Genomic DNA, 14,107 nt, shown 5'->3' with positions numbered 1-14,107 from the left:
CGCTGCTTCTTCATTCGTCCGTCCTTTATTGGGCCGGAATCTAATCCATTCTGGAGGAAATTCTCAGTGGCAGGTCACGAAAGATCCGCACTCGACAGTTCTGTCACTGGAAGAGGAAGCTGTCGTTGTCGCCTTCCGCAGACATATATTACTACCTCTTGATGATTGCCTGTATGCGCTTCAGCCCACAATTCCGCACCTGACACGCTCGTCGTTGCATCGATGCTTGCAGCGTCACGGCATTTCGCGCTTGCCCGATGTTGAAGGCGATAAGGAACCGAAAAAGAAGTTCAAAAATTATCCAATCGGCTATTTTCACATCGACATTGCCGAGGTGCATACAGCAGAAGGCAGGCTTTATCTCTTTGTGGCCATTGATCGAACATCCAAATTCGCCTTCGCCCAACTGGTTGAAAAGGCAACCCGGCGTGTTGCTGGGAACTTCCTCCGTGCCCTGGCTATGGCTATACCGTACAAAATCCATACTGTGTTGACCGACAATGGAACCCACTTCACCGATCCAACCGGCGATGGCTGGACACCTGAAGATATCAAGGCCATGCGCAGAGATAACGTGCCCTTTCGCTGCCATTCATTCGAGATGGCTTGTGCTGATCTCGACATCGAACATCGCCTGACCAAACCCCGCCATCCATGGACCAATGGCCAGGTCGAACGGATGAACCGCACTATCAAGGATGCAACGGTAAAGCGGTTCCACTATGACAATCATGAGCAACTACGCAGGCACATGATCGACTTTATCAATGCTTACAATTTTGGTCGGCGGTTGAAGAGGCTTCGAGGTCTCACACCATACGAGTTCGTCTGCAAAATCTGGACAACAGAGCCGGAAAGATTCATGATAAATCCGATCCATCAAATGCCGGGACTAAACATCTAGGAAGCCTTCGGCAAGCTCATCGGTCCGTTGCCTGAGTTCGGAATAGGTCAGCCGGATATTCTGGTGCCGGACGACGACGGCGGGACGGTCAGGATATTTTTCCGCGATCTGGTCCAGAAGCCGGCCGATCGTATTGCCGATGAGAAGCTTGTCGCTCGCGCCATGCACATAACTGGGAACAGAGCTGGCCTGCTGCATTTCCGATCCTCCCAAACCGAAGATGACGCCCGAAGGCGATGCATCAAGTGGTGAGAGGATGCCATCCGCAGAGCTTCATGAAAACCGCAGATTTTTAAGGCCGGGTTCAGCGTTTCGTGCAGCGCACCAGCGTGGCGGCTCCGGCATTGGTGTATTTGCTCTGCATCGTATAGAGCCAGCCCTTGCATTCGGACATGCTGCTGAAGCAGCGGATACGGTCGATCGGAACCAGCCCGTCGCCGCCGGTGGTGAAGGGTGAATCGTCCACGCCGCTGAACTGGCCGACGATGATGCCGCTGCCTCTTCTCGGCACGCTGCAGCGCTGGCCGGCAAATTCACCGACATCCTTGCGCACCTGAGCCTCAGCCGACATGGGCAGCGCAACAAGGCCGGAAACCGCAAGCGATGCGGAAGTGAGGCAGGCAGCAATGACCTGACGCAGCATCGAACTCTCCTTCAAAAGAATAGTTACAGAACAATAGTATAAGGGAAATGGCGCGTTCTTCCAGAGCATGCCTCCCGAAAGCGCGACCGGTCCGGAAAAGGCATGCGTAAGAGGAAGGCATCGCGCCCTTGAAAACTGGACGCGATGCTATCTGGCGGGAGCCGGAACAGGGCGGCTCTGGATGAGGCTCCTAGAGCGTGCCGCCCGCCTTGCCTGTCACCTTGAGCGCGAAAGCGTAGGTGTAGGCGACTTCTTCCAGCCGCGAGAACCGACCCGAGGCCCCGGCATGGCCTGCATCCATGTTGATGCGGAACAGGACAGGGTGGTCATCGGTCTTCAGTTCACGCAGCCGGGCGACCCATTTGGCGGGTTCCCAATAAGTCACGCGCGGATCGGTAAGCCCCGCCACCGCCAGAATGGCGGGATAGCCCTGACGGCTGACATTATCGTAGGGCGAATAGCCGGCAATGATCCGGTAATCCGTTTCCGATGTGATCGGGTTGCCCCATTCCGGCCATTCCGGCGGGGTGAGTGGCAATGTGTCGTCCAGCATCGTGTTGAGCACGTCGACGAAGGGCACTTCGGCGATGATGCCGCCGAAGGCGTCGGGCGCCATATTGACAATCGCGCCCATCAGCATGCCGCCCGCCGAACCGCCATGGGCGACGATGCGGTCATGGCTGGTAAAACCTTCGGCAACAAGGTGCCGTGAGGCGGCGATGAAATCGGTGAAGGTGTTCACCTTTTTGTCGCGCTTGCCGTTTTCATACCAGGCAAAACCCTTGTCCTTGCCGCCGCGGATATGGGCGATGGCATAGACGAAGCCGCGATCCACGAGCGACAGCCGCGAGGTGCTGAAGCTTGCCGGAATGGTGATGCCATAGGAGCCATAGCCATAGAGCAGGCAGGGCGCGGAGCCGTCGAGCCGGGTGTCCTTGTGATAGAGCAGGGAGACCGGCACCAGTTCGCCATCCGATGCCCTGGCGAACACGCGGCGCGTGACGTAATCCTGCGCATTGTGGCCGGACGGAACTTCCTGCGTCTTCAACAGCTTGCGCTCGCGCGTCCGCATATTGTAGTCGAAAAGCTGTTCCGGCGTCGTCATGGACGAATAGGAGAAGCGGATTACATCCGTATCATATTCGGCGCTGCCATGAAGGCCGAGCGAATAGGCTTCCTCGTCAAAGGCAATGGCATGTTCCTCGCCGGTTTCGCGGTCGCGGATCACGATGCGCGGCAGGCCGTTATCGCGTTCCATCCAGACAAGGTGATGCTTGTAGGCCGAATGCGACAGGATCAGCCGTCCCGGCTTTTCCGCCACCACCTCGACCCAGTTTTCCGGCTGCGGGGCGCTGGCCGGCGCCTGACAGATCTTGAAATCCTTGGCGCCGTCGGCATTGGTCAGGATGTAGAACACATCGCCGCCCGGCGCGATATCGTATTCCGTGCCGGTCTTGCGCTTCATGACGAGCTGCGGCTTGGCCGCCGGGTCGCTGGCGGGAAGGAGCCAGCACTCCGATGTTTCATGGTCATGAATATCGATGAAGATATAGTCGTCCAGCGCCGAACCGCCGACCCCGAGGAAAAAGCCGGGGTCTTTCTCCTCATAGATCAGCCGGTCATCCGACTGCGCCGTGCCGATCCTGTGATAGAAGACCTTGGATGGCCGATGGTTTTCATCAAGGCGCGTATAGAAGAAGCCCTCGCTTTGTGCATCCCACGCGCCGCCGCCATTCGTGTCGGTGACGATGTCCTCAAGGTCCTTCATCGAAGACAGGTCGCGGACCTTGAGCTTGTAGAATTCCGATCCCTTGTCGTCATAGCCCCAGATCAAAAGCTTGTGATCCGGCGCGTGATCGGCGGAAGCGAGGCGGAAATATGCCTTGTCCTTGCCCTCCACGTCACCGTCGAGAAGGATGGTCTCGGTGCCGCCATCGCGCGGCGTGCGGATGAAATAGGGCTGTTCGCCGCCGGTGCGATAGGACACGCCATAGGCATAGGGGCCATCCTTGGAAGGAACGGAGGAGTCGTCTTCCTTGATGCGCGCGCGCATTTCGGCAAACAGGCTTTTCTGCAGCGCTTCCGTGTCCTTCATCAGCGCTGCCTGATAAGCGTTTTCCGCCTCCAGATGCGCGCGGATTTCGGAGGAGAGAACCGAGGGGTCCTTGAATACATCCTGCCAGTTATCTGCGCGCAACCAGGCATAATCGTCGGTGCGGGTGATCCCGTGACGGGTGTCATTGACCGGATGTTTGGTTGCGTGCGGCGGTTGAAGTTGCAAGGAGCTCTGAGACATCCACAATTCCAATGAAAACTGTTTCGATTTGCTGCAAGGCAGGTAAGTAGTACCTTCTAATGGATTGATTTTGACGACGAATCCCGGCTGACATTGATGCTGTTTCGAACGTCAAATTCGAAAAATCCACCAGATACATATACTTCCTGACGGTCTTTTGAACACCAACATTTGCTCAGCGCTTGAACCAGTGGAGGCAAATGTTGGAATCAGACCATTAGCGGGTGACGGTGATATTTATATAGTTGGCTGAAAAGGCGAAAGCGAGTTCAATCCGTTGAAATATATTTGAACAATGCCATTTTGAGGCCCGATTCTGCGCCCAAAAGCTACGTTACGGAAGGCAATTAGTCTTGAGTCGCGTACAAGAAAACTTGAGGGAGAAAACTATTGCTAACGATAGCCCGGCAAATTAAAGGAAGCAACGCAGTGAACTGCGGCTCCACCCATATCCTGTAATAAATGACAGGGGCGGCAACGCCAACACATTGTGATTCAAAGTTTCCATATGTTGGCGCGGTTGCGATCCGAATTTTTGTATTTGACGATTCAAGAAGAAAGACTTGTTATTAATGTAATGTGGTTTGACAATTCTATTGCAAATGACATTATCAACTGATATTCGCAGTCGGGAATGGATGGGGCAGAGTTGGAATACGTAACGGCGATGGCAGGCGGGGATCTCCAGTCGTCGATTGCGCAACAATAAGAAGTAAAAAAGGAAATCTGATGGAAAATCTGGACACGCACGACGAGAGCGCAGAACTGCTTCTGAGCCTTACTGCAGATGTTGTAGCTGCATATGTCGGCAATAATTCGATTCGCGCTGGCGAGTTGCCGCTGCTGATCGCCGAAGTACATGCCGCGTTCAAGCGTCACGTCGAACGCGAAGAAGCGCCTGTCGTCGTTGAGAAGCCGAAGCCTGCCGTCAACCCGAAGAAGTCGGTTCATGACGACTACATCATCTGCCTCGAAGACGGCAAGAAGTTCAAGTCGCTGAAGCGTCACCTCATGACCCATTACAACATGACGCCGGAACAGTACCGCGAAAAGTGGGATCTCGACCCGAACTATCCGATGGTCGCCCCCAACTACGCTGCTGCCCGTTCGCGTCTTGCGAAGAAGATGGGCCTCGGCCGCAAGCCGAAGGAAGCTTGAGCGCTCTGACTTTCGAGCGCACTGCGCTTTGCCACATCTATTCTTGAGCGTTTGTTGAAATGGCCGTTATCGTAAAGCGCAAGCTCGACGATAGCGGCCATTTTGCTTGGGGTGCCTTTTCCGAAATGCTGGCCCCGTCAGCCGATCCGGTCGAAAGCCTGTTTCAATGCGATGTGTCGGTTCAGGTCATAACTCCAGTGACCGCACATTCCTTTCAGGCGCTCCCTTTCCATAAGGCGCGTCAGGCGCCGCTTGGTCCGTTCCTTTTCTTCCTGCGGCGCCTTGAGAACTTCATCCAGATCGATCCCGGCGATGATCTGCAAGGCGATGCGTTGCATCGCCGTCAGTTGATTCTCTTTTTTTCTGGCAAGGAATAATTTGCGGGCGTGTCTGATATCCGCATCCATCGTCACAATCCTCATTTCTCGGTGTGAACGAGCATGAACCTCGTGAGATGCTGTTGGATAATATTCCTAGATTTTGGCGCAGTTTTCTGTAAAATAGCGAGTAGCCGCACCCCTTTGGGTCCCGTTAATTCCACGCTTACAAGGCCTTAGCCTATCTTAGAAGTGTCGAAATTAACCGCGAAACACAATCCATTCTACAAAACTTATCCACTCTTGCATTTTTCTCCGTATAAGAAGATATTCCTATTCTGGCGAGGGAAGATGAATGTCTTTGGAACTATCGGATGTCATTCACACGCGGGCGGAAGCTTTCGAAGCATTGAAGCTGCTGGCAGCAAGGCATGGTCGGAACCTGAGCCTCACAATGGAGGAGGGCTGCGCCGACCGGTTGCGGCAACGGCGGAATGTGGCGCTGTGCGACGCACTGATCGATTTGCTTGTGGCCATGTTCGGGGTTTCCGGCACCGAATTGCGGTCCCCATTGCGTTGCAGGCGGGAGGTCGCGCGGGTCCGGCAGATCGGCATGTATGTCGCGCACACGGCTTTCGGGCTGGCCATGCGGGGTGTGGCCGCGGGCTTTGCACGGGGCCGCACCACGGTAATGCATGCCTGCCATCTGGTGGAAGACATGCGCGACGATACCGAATTCGATGCAATCGTCTCGACCTTCGAGCGCATTGCGTACAGTGCTTTTGCGGAGTGGAGGATGGCGGCATGAGCACTCAACTGTCAGTGTCCGAAGCGAGGATCATGCGCTTTCTGAAAGGCGGAGCCTGCGAGGTTCAGGATTCGGTCCGCGCGACGCATGTATTGCTGGCGGCGGATCGCGGAACCATCGCCGCTTCCCGCGCCGAACTGGAATCCATGCATCGGAAGGGGTTGCTGCGCTGGGAGGATGAACGGCTTGTTCTGGCGCCGCACGGTAACAGATGCCTGAAACAGAGGGGCAAGCCGCTGCCTAGCCCGGCAAGAGCCACGCTGACCGTCGAGTATGAGCAGGGCGAGAAGGTTGAAATCAACCCTGAAGAGTCGCCGCTTGCCATGCTTTACCGGCGCAAAACCGCAAGCGGTTCTTCCTTTATTTCGCAGAACGAGTTTCTTGCAGGTGAAAGATTGCGCGCCGACTTCACGCGCGGCTCGCTGATGCCTTCCATCACGATGCGTTGGGACAAAAGCGTCAGAAGCAGGGCGAGTGGGTCGGGCGGCATGGCCGAACTGACGGATATTGCGCTTGCCAGCCGCATCCGGGTCGAGCGGGCGCTGGAAGCGGTAGGGCCGGAATTGAACGGCGTTCTGGTCGACGTCTGCTGCTTCCTGAAAGGTCTTGAAACCGTGGAGCGCGAGCGGCAATGGCCCGCGCGTTCGGCCAAGATGCTGCTCAAGGTCGGCCTGGCCGCGCTCCACCGGCACTATAATCCGCAACCCGAAAAAGAACGCGGCGGCGGCGCTGTCCTGCATTGGGGAGCCGACGACTATCGTCCCCGGATGCAGCCGCTGAACAAGTGAAGCAATCTCCCGGATTGACACTCCACTGGGGCGGGTCTATCGCCTGTGTCCCAAACAAGCCTGACAGGCCTGATGGGGAAGTGGGGAGAAATCACATGAATTCGGTACGGGATCGGCTGGAAAGCATCCTGTCGCGGCTGGAAGCGCGGGCAGGCAACGAGCGCGTTTTCAGCAAGATTTATGCACGGCAGGCGCGTGCCGAGGCGGATGCCGCCGATGCGCGTCTGCGCGACGGAGGCGCTGTCGGCCCCCTCGACGGGCGCATCGTTTCGATCAAGGATCTCTTCGACATTGCCGGAGAACCGACGCTGGCCGGTTCGGTCATTCGCCGTGACGCGGCGCCCGCGACCAGAGATGCCGCGATTGTTCGCCGTCTGCGCGAGGCGGGTGCGGTCATCGTCGGCAAGACCCATATGACGGAATTCGCCTTCACGCCGGTCGGTCTCAATCCGCATTATGGCGAGCCGGGCAACGCCATTGATCCCACGCGCATTCCGGGCGGTTCGTCATCGGGCGCTGCCGTTTCCGCGGCGGAAGGCACCAGCGAAATCGCCATCGGCTCGGACACGGGCGGGTCGGTGCGCATACCGGCGGCGCTGAACGGCCTTGTCGGCTTCAAGCCGACGGCGCGGCGCATTCCGCTCGACGGTGCTTTTCCGCTGGCGCCATCGCTCGATTCCGTTGGTCCGCTGACCAGAACCGTCGCCGACGCCATTCTGACCGACGCGATCATGGCGGGCGAAACGCCGGTCCTGCCTGAAGCCCTGTCGCTGAAGGGCCTGCGCATCGCGCTGCCCAAGGGCTATCTTCTGGCCGATATGGAGCCGGACGTGGTGAAGCACTTCGAGGCAACGGTCGCGATTCTTGAAAAGGCGGGTGCTGTCATTGCCGATCTGGGGGTCGATGACCTGATCCAGCGTCTGCGTGAGGCAACCCGCGTCGGCTCCATTGCCGGGATCGAGGCAAGCCATGTCCACGCATCGACCTGGCTTGGCGATCCCGATGCCAATGTCGATCTTCGCGTGAAGCGTCCGCTCGCCGTGCGCGTCAAGGTGCCGATGGAAACCTATCGCGGCATTATGGAAACGCGCGCGGCGCTGGTGCGGGAAATGGACGAACGCCTGAGCGAGTTCGACATGTTCGTGACACCCGCCACGCCGATCGTTGCCCCGACGATTGCTTCGGTCAGCAATGATGAGGCCGAATATGACCGTGTGGAAGGGCTTCTGCTGCGTGATACGCAGGTTGGAAACCAGTTCGACCTGTGCAGCATCACCGTGCCGATGCCGGGCATGACCCTGCCGACCGGCTTCATGCTCACCGCACGCGGCGGCACCGACAAAAGACTGCTGGCGGCTGCCTTGTCGGTTGAGAAACTTTTACGCTGATTCTTTCGCCAGCTCTGCCTCACGCCGTATGCGCGCCACCATGGCGCGCAGGCCGTTGGAGCGTTGCGGCGTCAGATGTTCATCGAGGCCGAGCTTTTTCAGAATGGCTTCCGGCTCAATCGTCAGGATTTCCGACGCCTTGCGGCCCGAATAAAGCGCCAGCACGATGGCCACCAGACCGCGCACGATATGCGCATCGGAATCGCCCAGAAACTCCATGACCGGATCGTTGCCGCCTTGCGGCAGCGTCTTCAGCCAGACCTGGCTGACACAGCCCTGCACCTTGTGCACGGCATCGCGCGCATCGTCGGGATAGGGCGGCAGTTCCTTGCCGAGATCGATGACATAGCGATAGCGGTCTTCCCAATCGTCGAGAAATTCGAAATCGGACATGATGCTATCGATGGTCGTGGTCATGGTACTCGCCTGAAAAAGTTTCTTGCCGCTTATATAGTGATGAAACGCCGCGAGGTCACGGAAAACCAGAGCATGAATCCGAAAAGTGGCAACCGGTTTTCGGGTAAAATCATGCTCGAACAAAAGCCTGGAGCATGAATCCGAAAAGTGGGAACCGGTTTTCGGATAAAATCATGCTCCAATAAAAGCTTGAACCATGATGACGTTTCAACCTGAAAAAATCCCGCTCTAACGCCTAATCGCGCCGGTCGAGCGGCGATCCAGTGCGCGAAGGGCTTCTTCCCGCGGTGTCGGGATGGGAATGCCGGTTGCCCCCTGCACGGCTGGGGATGCCGCCGGTTCCGCTTTCGCCGGCGGTTGCGGCTTGGTGCCGAAGCGGTCGCTCAGGTATTCGAGCGCAACCCGGCTTCCTTCCAGAAGGCCGCTTCCGGCGCTGGACACAAGCGACGTTCCGTTCTGGCAGAAGGAAGGATTGTCGATGCAAAGCTTGCCCAGTTCCACGGCGGTTTTGCCGTTGGCGAGAAGCTGGTCGATGGAATCCGGCTCCCGCCTGGTGCCCGTCATGGCGGGCTTTTCCTGCGGGGTGTTCTGCTCATCCGCGGGGAAGATGCGTGGCATCACGAGGAATGCCAGCGTCAGCCAGAATGCGGATTTGATGAGAAAACGGATCATTGCCATGCTTCGGTTGCGATGTGTCGCCGTCAATGTCCGATGAATTCGAAAAGATTCCGTAACCGTTCGGTCTGAACGTTAAAATTGCATCGGCCAGCAATGGCGTCTCGCCGATTGCTACTCTCTGTTTACCATAGACAGAAAAGCAGACCCGGCATGTCACTTATCCGCTTTGGGCGCTCCCGCTTTATCGTTTCTTTAAAGCCTCCGCTGCAATCTGTTGCTGGCTGGGAATGCGTCGCCACGGCGAAGGGTTTCCAGTTCGGATCATGCAAGAGTATTGAGTGAGTAGGGCACGTTGAACGCCATTCTTTTGAAAACAGCCGATACCGTCCGCACGAGCGTGCAGGCGATCAGCCGTTTTTACGAACGTTTCTGCTGCCGCTGGGTGTCCACACCCGGCGCGGCCTCCATACGTGTCATCGGCTCGGTTCTCACCGTGCCGGTCCTGCTTTGTGCTGCGGTGCTCGGCTCCGGTGTAACGCCGAGCTTCACGGAATTTGCGATTCTCGCCGCCAGCTTTGCAGGCGTGGCCATGATCCTGTGCGCGCTGTCGCTGATGGGCGTTGCCGCGCCCGTTCTGGCGGGCCTGAATTTCGCCGCCTATGGCGCGGGTCTCGCTGCCATTGGCGCCTTCTCGCATGGCAATGCGGTTCTGTGGCTGATGGCGGCAGGCCTGCCGCTTGAAGTCTGGTTTGTGACCAGCCGACCGGGCGCTGCCGCAGCAGGCGCTGCGTTCGCCGCCATGATTCTGGCTTTCCTCGCGACCGCAAGCGGCGGCGCTGTTTCCGGCGGCAGCTATGCGTCTGTCGCGGTTCTTGTCCTTTATGCCGCAAGCCTTGTGGCGCGTGGCTTTGTGAACGCTGCCAAACCTGCCGAGATCAAGGTCGGCGCACCGCAGATCGCGGTTGCTGCCGGTGACGTGCAGTTCAGCCTCGACATGGAAGGCGTGGTGTCTTCGGTCGATGCAAATTCTGCCAAGCTTCTGGGCGTGCAGCCGAAAATGCTGGAAGGCACGGCCCTGATCGACCGCGTGCATGTGGCCGACCGCGTGGAATATCTTTCGCTTCTGGCCGATCTACGCGCCGGTGCCACGGTACGCAAGATCGACGTGCGCCTGCGCTCCATCGAAAATGGCGAGACCATCTTCCGTACCTATCGTCTCGAAGGAGCTGCAAGCGCCCACGCCATCACGCTGATCGGCCGTTCGCTGGAAGGCGAGCAGAAGCTTCTGGAAGAGATTGCCACGCTGAAAGCGGAGCTGGAATCGGAGCGCATCGGCAAGGGCCGTCTGCTTGCCGCCGTCAGCCACGAACTGCGCACGCCGCTCAATTCCATCATAGGCTTTTCCGACATGCTGTCGCATGAAATGGGCGGCAAGCTCGCCAGTGAAAAGCAGCGCGAATATGCGGGCCTCATTCACCAGTCCGGCCATTATTTGCTGGAGCTTGTTAACGCCGTTCTCGACAATTCGCGTCTGGAGACCGGCAATTACAGCATCGATCCGCAGACGCTCGCTTTCCGCGAAGCAGCCGAAATGTGCACCGCCGTCATGCTGCCGCTGGCTGAAAAGAAAGGCGTCGCCTTCTGCCATCGCGTCGGCAACGGTATTGGCGAACTGGTGGCCGACCGCCGCGCCGTCCAGCAGATCCTGCTCAACCTTGCCGGAAATGCGGTGAAGTTCACGCAAAGCGGCGGCTGCGTCACCATCGATGCGGCGCGCGTTATGGCCGAAGGCCGTGCGATGCTGGAATTCAGCGTGTCGGATACGGGCATCGGCATCGAGCCGGAAGACATGCAGCGCATCGGCACACCATTCGTGCGCGCCAACAACAATTATGCGCGCGCGCAGGAAGGTAGCGGCCTCGGCCTTTCGGTGGTCAAGGGGCTGGTAGAACTGCATCAGGGAACGATGCAGCTGAAAAGCTGCCCCGGCGAAGGCACGGTCGTCACGGTCCGCCTTCCGGTGGCGGGTCCGCAATTTGTGATGGGAGAAGACGAACATCAGGAGCTTGGCACGGTCATCGACATGCACCGTCACCAGGGAGAAAGGCGTCATGACTGGCAGAACGACGAAATCCGGGAGCAGAAAAATGCGCAAACCCGCAAAACGGCGTAGTCTCGGATCGCGGCTCCTCCATTTCTTCTTCACGTCGGCCTCGGCGCTGGCAATTGCTGCCGGAGAGTTCATCGCGCGCAACCCCGTCCTCACCGGCGGGGCAACCGCGTTTCTGGTGGTCATGAGTTTCGTTTCGGCCAATGCGCTTTGGTATCAGCCGGAGGCGCATAACGCCGTGTTCTTCCGCACAAGGCCGGATTTCGTGTTCAAGCCAACGCCGCGTGCGGTCCTGCCGGGAACGGCGGCGGCGAGCGACAATGCTCCAAAACCGACCGAAAGCGCTTCCGCAGCGCCGGTGAACAACGAGCCAGCCCAACCGCTGGAACCCGCCAATCTGTCGGCTGACCGGCTGAATATGAACGCCTCGGTGGACGATATGCTGCCGGCGCTTGCGCCCAATGCCGATCTGGAAATAGCGCGGCTGCAGTATCGGCTTTCGACGCTTGGAATCTATAAGGGGCCGGTGGACGGTTTCACCGGGCCGCAGACCCGCGAAGCGGTGGAACGCTGGCGCGCCTTGCAGCAGAAGCTCGGCGTGCAGGAGGCCAACATCCCGCAGCAATTGCTGGCCGATGCCCAAAACGGTAACTCGAACCGCACTCCGGCTCGGGACGATGTGGCAAAAGCCATCGAGGTCGCGGTTCCATCGCCGCGCCCGCAGCCCGCTGTCCTGAAATCGGAAACAGTTTCCAAACCGAAGCCGGATCTTGCTTCCTATGAAAAACCGGCGCCGAAAAAACAGGTCGCGGCAGCACCCGCCGGTCAGTCGGCGAAGGTGAGTTCGCAGGATATCATCCGCGTGCAGGCCGGGCTGAAGGCATTCGGCAACGACACGGTGCCGGTGAACGGACAGCCGGGCAAGGCGACCCAGGAAGCAGTGCGCGAATTCCAGAAACTGTTCAGCCTGCCGGTGACGGGCGAAATCGATGGAACGCTCATCGCCAAGATGCGCGAGATCGGCCTGATCAGCTGATGGATTTGCGATGCGCCTGACATCCGATTTCTGGGTTTCAGCCTTGATCCGCAAGGTGCAGGGCGAGGGCGGCTTTGCCTATCTCGCCCGCCGCGGCTCGCCGGAAGCCGGCGCGATATTCATCAAGGTAAGCTCGCGCTTCGGCACCTGCGATCTCTATTCGCCAGCGCCGCAAACCTCCTATGAAGAAGATAATGACGGGGAGCGCATGTTTCTGCGCATTCTTCACGACGCCGATGACATGGCGGCAAGTGACCGCATGGCGCGTGAAACCCGCTTCGACCCTGACCTGTGGCTGGTCGAACTGGAAGATATTGCCGATGCTTCGGCGCTGTTCTCTATTTCGCAGGACGGAGAGGCGTTCTGAATTTTTTGATGCGCTTATTTCGCCAGCCGCTGGCGGGAGGGATGATCGGAATTGGCCGCATCCACGAGCGGGGTGTCTTCTTCGGCTTCCGCCATTTCGCGCAGTTTGCCGCGCAGCATGGCCGACATGTCTTCAGCCTTCCAGCGCCGCACGAGCGCCATCGACTTTTCGCGGTCGATGGATCGGTAGATGTGGACGAACTCCCGCAGGCTGTCGCGATTGGTGTCGATCGGTCCCAGAATGGCTGTCATGGTGAGATAGCATTCCGCAGGCGACAATCCCAGCGCCTTGAGCGCAATCGGCAGATGTGAATCCGGCCACTGGCCGATGATCGCATCGGCCCGCTCGAACGAAATGTCGAGCGCATCGGCCAGCGCGTTGCGAAAGAACTGGCTGTCGATCAGAAGCGCGGTATCGATGAGATGCTGCGCGCCGGTGGCCGCACCTGTCTCGTAGAAAGGCTGTTGCAGCGCGCGCGCCAGCCGCTCGGAACTGCCTTCCTTCATCAGCGGTGTTCCGGCGGTTGAAAGGTCGGGCACAACCGGCTTTTCCAGCGGTTCGGCTTCCATATTGGCGAGATTTTCCTGAAGCGCCAGCGTGCGGTCGATCACCGGATCGGCAAAACTGCGCAGCACGCCTTGCAGAAGCACATCGCCGGACTGACGCCGCGCAACAGCGCGCGCATGGGCAAGGCCGTTCCTGCCGATGATCTCGATCAGGTCGGACGCGCGCAGAAGGGGAGAGCGCAGGAGAATAGGCGCGGAGATCTCCACGGGCTGGTCGGCCAGCGCCAAAATGAGGCGGCGCGGCGCGTCTTCCAATTGGGCCAGTGCATTGGCTGCGTGGCGCTTGCCGCGGGTGGAAGCGCATTGCAGAAGCGGCATGGCAAGATCTTCGAGCTGCTGCATATCCTGCCGTCCGGGGCGCGTGATACCCGCGAATGCCGAAATGGCGGCCGCCAGAAGGTCGTCCGCCTTGCTGCTCCCCGCTTTTGAATTCGACGGGCTCCGGTGGCCTGAAATATCCTCCAGGGCGCGGAACTGATCATTTGTCACGCAGAATACTCCGGTAGGCACACAACTCACCCGCCCCAAATCGCAGATCACGCCTCCGGCAGCAGCCGGTTTGCGCGAAAATGCACCCCGCATGGGTCGGTGTTCCGGATAGTAGCGTTGAAGCCTTAGCAACTTATTAACCGTGCCACAAAGAAACAGCATTGCTTCGGGCTTGGAAAGGTTCCAGTCGAACTAAAGTTTG

At 58.5% G+C, this 14,107-nt stretch carries 15 protein-coding genes; 8 read left to right on the top strand and 7 right to left on the bottom strand.

Annotation, left to right across the window (positions count from 1 at the left end; genetic code table 11):
• Positions 1-904 (top strand): IS481 family transposase (locus tag JNC63_RS20530; protein WP_445433047.1); only part of this gene is annotated, 904 nt, incomplete at its 5' end.
• On the opposite strand, the gene JNC63_RS20525 is transcribed toward JNC63_RS20530, so the two are convergent.
• The 3 genes from JNC63_RS20525 to JNC63_RS20515 form a co-directional block, all read right to left on the bottom strand.
• Entirely contained in the window at positions 893-1,102 is a 210-nt protein-coding gene (locus JNC63_RS20525) for an AMP-binding protein (RefSeq protein WP_006473364.1), read from the bottom strand. The genes JNC63_RS20530 and JNC63_RS20525 overlap by 12 nt on opposite strands.
• A 106-nt stretch (positions 1,103-1,208) precedes the next feature.
• Positions 1,209-1,547, bottom strand: a complete 339-nt coding sequence (locus JNC63_RS20520; protein ID WP_006473365.1) for a hypothetical protein — start codon at positions 1,545-1,547, stop codon at positions 1,209-1,211.
• Between the two features lie 190 nt (positions 1,548-1,737).
• Entirely contained in the window at positions 1,738-3,843 is a 2,106-nt protein-coding gene (locus JNC63_RS20515) for a S9 family peptidase (RefSeq protein WP_006473366.1), read from the bottom strand.
• A gap of 729 nt (positions 3,844-4,572) precedes the next feature.
• Between JNC63_RS20515 and JNC63_RS20510 the strand changes: the two genes are divergently transcribed.
• Positions 4,573-5,001, top strand: coding sequence for a Ros/MucR family transcriptional regulator (locus tag JNC63_RS20510; protein ID WP_006466324.1), 429 nt, complete (start codon positions 4,573-4,575; stop codon positions 4,999-5,001).
• A gap of 137 nt (positions 5,002-5,138) precedes the next feature.
• Here the strand turns inward: JNC63_RS20510 and JNC63_RS20505 are convergent, their stop codons facing one another.
• Entirely contained in the window at positions 5,139-5,408 is a 270-nt protein-coding gene (locus JNC63_RS20505) for a hypothetical protein (RefSeq protein WP_022570218.1), read from the bottom strand.
• Between the two features lie 271 nt (positions 5,409-5,679).
• Between JNC63_RS20505 and JNC63_RS20500 the strand changes: the two genes are divergently transcribed.
• From JNC63_RS20500 to JNC63_RS20490, 3 genes are all read left to right on the top strand, one after another.
• Positions 5,680-6,126 carry a helix-turn-helix domain-containing protein gene (locus JNC63_RS20500; RefSeq protein WP_006473367.1) on the top strand — a complete coding sequence of 149 codons (447 nt, stop codon included), beginning with the start codon at positions 5,680-5,682 and terminating at the stop codon, positions 6,124-6,126.
• Entirely contained in the window at positions 6,123-6,914 is a 792-nt protein-coding gene (locus JNC63_RS20495; RefSeq protein WP_021587918.1) for a DUF6456 domain-containing protein, read from the top strand. Before JNC63_RS20500 ends, JNC63_RS20495 begins: the two co-directional genes overlap by 4 nt.
• A 95-nt stretch (positions 6,915-7,009) precedes the next feature.
• A complete protein-coding gene (locus JNC63_RS20490) occupies positions 7,010-8,302 on the top strand; it encodes an amidase (protein WP_006472709.1) in 1,293 nt (430 codons plus the stop codon).
• On the opposite strand, the gene JNC63_RS20485 is transcribed toward JNC63_RS20490, so the two are convergent.
• Together JNC63_RS20485 and JNC63_RS20480 are read right to left on the bottom strand one after the other, a co-directional pair.
• Positions 8,294-8,719 carry a SufE family protein gene (locus JNC63_RS20485; protein ID WP_006466328.1) on the bottom strand — a complete coding sequence of 142 codons (426 nt, stop codon included), beginning with the start codon at positions 8,717-8,719 and terminating at the stop codon, positions 8,294-8,296. The two genes, JNC63_RS20490 and JNC63_RS20485, sit on opposite strands and share 9 nt — an antisense overlap.
• Positions 8,720-8,947: 228 nt before the next feature.
• Positions 8,948-9,391 (bottom strand): hypothetical protein, encoded by a 444-nt coding sequence (locus JNC63_RS20480; RefSeq protein ID WP_006472708.1) that lies wholly within the window; start codon positions 9,389-9,391, stop codon positions 8,948-8,950.
• 298 nt (positions 9,392-9,689) lie between these two features.
• On the opposite strand from JNC63_RS20480, the gene JNC63_RS20475 reads away from it, so the two are divergent.
• Genes JNC63_RS20475 through JNC63_RS20465 form a run of 3 tightly spaced genes read left to right on the top strand, consistent with a single transcriptional unit; the run spans position 9,690 to position 12,850 of the window.
• Positions 9,690-11,510, top strand: a complete 1,821-nt coding sequence (locus JNC63_RS20475) for a sensor histidine kinase (RefSeq protein WP_021587915.1) — start codon at positions 9,690-9,692, stop codon at positions 11,508-11,510.
• Entirely contained in the window at positions 11,485-12,483 is a 999-nt protein-coding gene (locus tag JNC63_RS20470; protein WP_006472706.1) for a peptidoglycan-binding domain-containing protein, read from the top strand. The genes JNC63_RS20475 and JNC63_RS20470 overlap by 26 nt, the downstream gene beginning before the upstream one ends.
• Positions 12,484-12,493: 10 nt before the next feature.
• Positions 12,494-12,850: a DUF1491 family protein gene (locus JNC63_RS20465; RefSeq protein ID WP_006472705.1), complete on the top strand. Its 357-nt coding sequence runs from the start codon at positions 12,494-12,496 to the stop codon at positions 12,848-12,850.
• Between the two features lie 14 nt (positions 12,851-12,864).
• Here JNC63_RS20465 and JNC63_RS20460 read toward each other — a convergent pair whose 3' ends face one another.
• The gene (locus tag JNC63_RS20460) at positions 12,865-13,905 is read right to left on the bottom strand and encodes a DUF2336 domain-containing protein (protein WP_006472704.1); all 1,041 of its coding nucleotides are present in this window, start codon (positions 13,903-13,905) and stop codon (positions 12,865-12,867) included.
• Between the last annotated feature and the right edge of the window lie 202 nt (positions 13,906-14,107).

This window comes from Brucella ciceri (assembly GCF_041930145.1).
GTDB classification, from domain to species: domain Bacteria; phylum Pseudomonadota; class Alphaproteobacteria; order Rhizobiales; family Rhizobiaceae; genus Brucella; species Brucella intermedia.
This window is presented reverse-complemented; position numbering and strand designations above follow the sequence as displayed.

Coding starts and splice junctions, on each gene's coding strand:
- JNC63_RS20525 (WP_006473364.1), bottom strand. CDS start 1,102: ATGCAGCAGGCCAGCTCTGTTCCCAGTTATGTGCATGGCGCGAGCGAC.
- JNC63_RS20520 (WP_006473365.1), bottom strand. CDS start 1,547: ATGCTGCGTCAGGTCATTGCTGCCTGCCTCACTTCCGCATCGCTTGCG.
- JNC63_RS20515 (WP_006473366.1), bottom strand. CDS start 3,843: ATGTCTCAGAGCTCCTTGCAACTTCAACCGCCGCACGCAACCAAACAT.
- JNC63_RS20510 (WP_006466324.1), top strand. CDS start 4,573: ATGGAAAATCTGGACACGCACGACGAGAGCGCAGAACTGCTTCTGAGC.
- JNC63_RS20505 (WP_022570218.1), bottom strand. CDS start 5,408: ATGGATGCGGATATCAGACACGCCCGCAAATTATTCCTTGCCAGAAAA.
- JNC63_RS20495 (WP_021587918.1), top strand. CDS start 6,123: ATGAGCACTCAACTGTCAGTGTCCGAAGCGAGGATCATGCGCTTTCTG.
- JNC63_RS20490 (WP_006472709.1), top strand. CDS start 7,010: ATGAATTCGGTACGGGATCGGCTGGAAAGCATCCTGTCGCGGCTGGAA.
- JNC63_RS20485 (WP_006466328.1), bottom strand. CDS start 8,719: ATGACCACGACCATCGATAGCATCATGTCCGATTTCGAATTTCTCGAC.
- JNC63_RS20480 (WP_006472708.1), bottom strand. CDS start 9,391: ATGATCCGTTTTCTCATCAAATCCGCATTCTGGCTGACGCTGGCATTC.
- JNC63_RS20470 (WP_006472706.1), top strand. CDS start 11,485: ATGCGCAAACCCGCAAAACGGCGTAGTCTCGGATCGCGGCTCCTCCAT.
- JNC63_RS20465 (WP_006472705.1), top strand. CDS start 12,494: ATGCGCCTGACATCCGATTTCTGGGTTTCAGCCTTGATCCGCAAGGTG.